Raw genomic sequence first — 4,062 nt, forward strand, 5'->3', positions numbered from 1 at the left:
AGGACGAGCCCGGCTGCGCAGCCGACCATCCCGACGACCATCAGGCGCGGCGAGGCGGGACCGGTGTCCGGCTTGTCGTCGTACTCGACGGCGGCGCGATTGCGGCCCGTGAGGTGCCAGCTGCGCTCGGCGCGGGGCGCCCGCCCGGCCGCGGCGAGGCGGGCCGGCACGACGACCAGGGCGAGCGAGAGCAGAGCGAGCGCGAGGGAGCGCATCCAGTCGGCCATCGAGACGACGGGCGATCCGGCGGACAGCGCGGTGGTCATCCCGGTCGCCGCGCTCCAGCCGCCCGGCTCCGATCCGGCGTCGGGGGCGGGCTGCGGCGGCACGTCACCGCCGTCCTGGTCGGGAGCCGGGACCGGTGCTGCCGTGGGCTCGGCGGTCGGCTCGTCCTCGGGCGCGGGCGCGGCCTCTCCGGGGCGGACGGGCGACGGGGACGCGGTCGGCGCCGCACTGCTCGGAGCGGGAGACGCGGCGGCCCCGGGCGCGGTGGCCGCGGCTCCGGGGGCGGCCGGCGTCGTCGCGCTGGGCGTGCCGGTGGGAGCGGTCGTCGCCGCCGGGAAGGTCACGTCGATCCAGGGGCTCGGCGGGCTGTAGTTGCCGGCGCTGTCCCCGGCGATGGCGGAGACCCGGTGCGCGCCCGCCGTGATCGTGCCGCCGGTGCAGCTCCAGGCGCCTCCGCTGACCGCCGCGTCGCAGGTGTTGACCCGGTCGACGTACACGTAGGCGCGAGTGCCGTCCACGCCCGTCCCGGAGTAGGACGCGCCGCTGAGCGGCAGGGCGGCCCCGTCCGACGGCGAGGTGAGGGCGGGGGCGGCAGGAGCAGCGGTGTCGACCACGAGGGTCACCGGCGCGCTGGCCGGCGAGGCGGCGCTGCCGGCGAAGGAGGCGGTCTGCGTGGCGGTGACGCGGTAGCTGCCCGGCGCCGGAGTGGGGGCGAGCTGACAGAACCACGCGCCGCCGGAGTCGGCGGTGGCCAGGCACGCGGCGCCGCCGTTCGAGACCGCGGCGACGCTCGCGCCGGGGTAGGCCGTGCCGCGGACCGAGCCCGCGGAGGTCGCCGAGCCGTCGACCGACTCGATGACGGGGGCGCTGAGGACGGCGATCGGGACGGCGGCCGAGGTGGTCCCGCCGCCGGCGAGGAGCTCCACCGCGACCAGGGTCGCCGGGCCGTCGTCGAGGGAGACGGCGCAGCTCCAGCCGCCGTCGGGGCCCGCGGTGGTGATGCAGAGGGGGTCGCCGCCGCCGCGGAGCCCGATCTGCACCTGGTCCCCGGCCGTCGCCGTGCCGGTGACCGTCGTCGCTCCCGTGCTGAGGACCGCGCCGGAGGCGGGAGCGGTGATCGCGAGAGCGGCGGCCTGCGCGGCCGGAGCGGCCAGCCCGGAGACGGAGGCGACGGCCGCGAGGAGCACCAGCAGCAGGGCGGCCGTGCGCCGCGGGGATCGGCGGAGTCGGGGCACCGGCACGACCGGTGAACCCCCCGGTACTGCCACGTCGACGCCCGATTTCACGATGCGTCCATTGCACGGGGGCAGGGGGGAGCTGTCAAGCGCGCCGCACCACTGTTCCCGGATGTACACCATCCGGAGGAGGCGTCTCGGCCGGTCGGGGGAGTCGGGGAGATCCGGGAGAGCGCTTCCGCGAGAATATACCCGTCGATCAGATCCGGAGGACAGTGGAATGCGCGAAGACGAGGCCCGCGGGCGCGATCGGCGGGAGGTGCGCGTCGAGGCCGCGCGCTTCGACGATCCGCGCGAGCTGGGCGGGCTCCTGCCGCCGGGCCTGCGCATCGGACTGGCGCAGAGCGCCTTCCAGACGGAGGGCTCCCTCGAGACGGGCGGCCGGGGCCGGTCGGTGTGGGACGACTTCGCGCTGCGACGGGGGACGATCGCCGAGGAGGCCACTCCCGAGATCGCGACGGACTTCCTCCTGCGCTGGCGCGAGGACCTCGCGCTGCTGGTCGATCTCGGCGTCGACGAGCTCCGGCTCTCGGTCTCGTGGCCCCGGCTGCAGCCCGACGGCCGCGGGCCGATCGACCGCGGAGGGCTCGGCTTCTACGACCGCCTGCTCGACGGGCTCGCCGAGACGGGGATCCGGGTCGCGCTGACCCTGCACCACCGCGACACCCCGTCGGCGCTCAGCGGCGGCTGGATGAACCGCGACACCGCGTTCCGCTTCGGCGATCTCGCCTTCGAGCTCGGCGGGCGGTTCGGCGACCGGGTCGCCGACTGGATCACCCTCGACCAGCCGTCGACGGTGATGCTCGAGGGCTACGCGCTCGCGCGGCAGGCGCCGGGCGCCGGCCGGCTGTTCAGCGCCCTGCCGGCGCTGCACCACCAGCTCCTCGGGCACGGCGTGGCGCTGGAGGCGCTGCGGGCGGCGGAGGTGACCGGGAGGATCGGCCTCGTCGACGCGCTCGCGCCCGTCGAGCCCGCCTCCGACGACGACCGGGACCGCGCCTTCGCCTCCCTGGCGGACGTCCTGCGGAACCGCCTGGTGGCCGACGCCGTGCTGACCGGGTCCTACCCGGTCGGACCGGAGGAGCTGCCGCCGTTCCTCGGCGCCCTCGCGCAGGCGGATCCGGTCGACCTCGCCCGCATCTCGGCTCCGCTCGACTTCTACGCGGTCGCGCCGCTGCCGCCGCTGCGGATCGTGGCGGGCCGCGACCCGGCGCTGCCGACCGGGGTGGGCGCTCCTCCCGCGCTCCCGTTCCACACGGCGCCCTGGCCGGAGCTGGACCGCACGGGCGACGGCTCGCCGGTCGCACCCTGGGCGGTGGTCTCGGTGCTGCGGTCCCTCGTGGAGCGCTACGGCGACGCCCTGCCGCCGCTGGTGGTGACCGCGCTCGGCGCGAGCTACTCCGACGAGCCCGATCGCGAGGGTGCGATCGTCGACACGGAGCGGATCCGCTGGCTCGGGGCGCACCTGGCCGCTCTCGCCGAGGCCGTCCACGACGGACTGCCGGTGGAGGCCGTGCAGCTCTGGACCCTGGTCGACGCGTTCGAGTGGCAGCACGGCTACAGCCGCCCGCACGGGCTCGTGGCCGTCGACACGCGCAGCCGGGACCGCGTGCCCAAGGCGTCGTTCGACTGGCTCCGGCGCGTCCTCGACGCCCGCTCCTGACGCGGGGGCGTGCGAGACTGCCGCCGTGCGCAGCATCCTCGCCCTCGCCTCCGTCCTCCACGCCGACCCCGCCCCGGTGCTCGCCGCCCTCGCGGACGTCCTCGCCGCCGACGGCGCGTACGAGCGGCGGGGGAGCGGGCTCGAGCGCCGACTCCCCGTGCTCGGCGTCGAGCAGTGGCGGGTCCTGGCGGACGAGGAGGGGGCCCGGGTCGAGTGCGAGCTGGTCGCCGCACCCGCCTCGTCGGCGCTCGCCGGGGTCCTCCTCCGGCGGCGGATCCGCGAGGCGCCGGACCGGTTCCGCGCGGTCGTGACCGCGGTCGCCGACGCAGTGGAGTGACGCTCCGGGGACGCCCGCGCGGGTCCGCTCCGCCGCCCGCTCTCCGCTCCGCCCGCCGACCCGCCTCCACCCCGCGCCAGCGCCCCCCGAACGGGGAATGCGCGGGCGCTCGCCGCTGTTGTCTACCGATGACGGGACGGGGCTCGGCGCCCCGCCCACCGGACAGCTCGGAGGAGCCAGAGGCAGATGGCAGGAACAGGGATGAACAAGGGTCGAGGGGCGCGCGGCAGTGACGACGAGATCGTCTACCGCCGCCACGCGAACGGACGCGGCATGGTCGCTCCCGGATCGCGCGTCTCGGCGACCGCGTACGTGGAGACCGGCGCCTACGTGGAGCCCGGCGCGACCGTGGGCGAGCGCGCCTGGATCGGCGCGGGCAGCTGGGTCGACCGCGACGCCATGATCGGGCACAGCGCCTTCATCGGCGCGAACGTGCACGTCGGGCCCGAGGCGATCATCGGACCGGGGGCGCGGATCGGGAGCTACTCCCGCATCGGACGCTCGGCCGTGATCGCGACCGGCGCCCGCATCGACCGCGACACCGTGGTGCCCGACGGCGCCCGGAAGGGCATCGACGAGGCGAGCGAGAGCGGCCGCCGCGC

General features: G+C 76.8%; 3 protein-coding genes and 1 pseudogene. 3 read left to right on the plus strand and 1 reads right to left on the minus strand.

Translation table 11 applies throughout. The annotated features are described in order from the left end of the window. Positions 1-1,460: pseudogene (locus C5C33_RS17865) on the minus strand (hypothetical protein); the annotation flags it as partial. 220 nt (positions 1,461-1,680) lie between these two features. Between C5C33_RS17865 and C5C33_RS17870 the strand changes: the two are divergent. The 3 genes from C5C33_RS17870 to C5C33_RS17880 all read left to right on the plus strand — a co-directional run. Next, positions 1,681-3,123: a glycoside hydrolase family 1 protein gene (locus C5C33_RS17870; protein ID WP_181136279.1), complete on the plus strand. Its 1,443-nt coding sequence runs from the start codon at positions 1,681-1,683 to the stop codon at positions 3,121-3,123. Positions 3,124-3,148: 25 nt separating this feature from the next. After that, positions 3,149-3,460, plus strand: a complete 312-nt coding sequence (locus C5C33_RS17875; RefSeq protein WP_104250106.1) for a hypothetical protein — start codon at positions 3,149-3,151, stop codon at positions 3,458-3,460. A gap of 201 nt (positions 3,461-3,661) precedes the next feature. Next, the coding region (locus tag C5C33_RS17880; protein WP_104261774.1) for a hypothetical protein at positions 3,662-4,062 on the plus strand (401 nt) is incomplete at its 3' end.

This window comes from Rathayibacter sp. AY1H3 (genome assembly GCF_002932015.1).

Excerpts from the sequence above, each read along its gene's own strand:
- C5C33_RS17870 (WP_181136279.1), top strand. The coding sequence starts at position 1,681 with ATGCGCGAAGACGAGGCCCGCGGGCGCGATCGGCGGGAGGTGCGCGTC.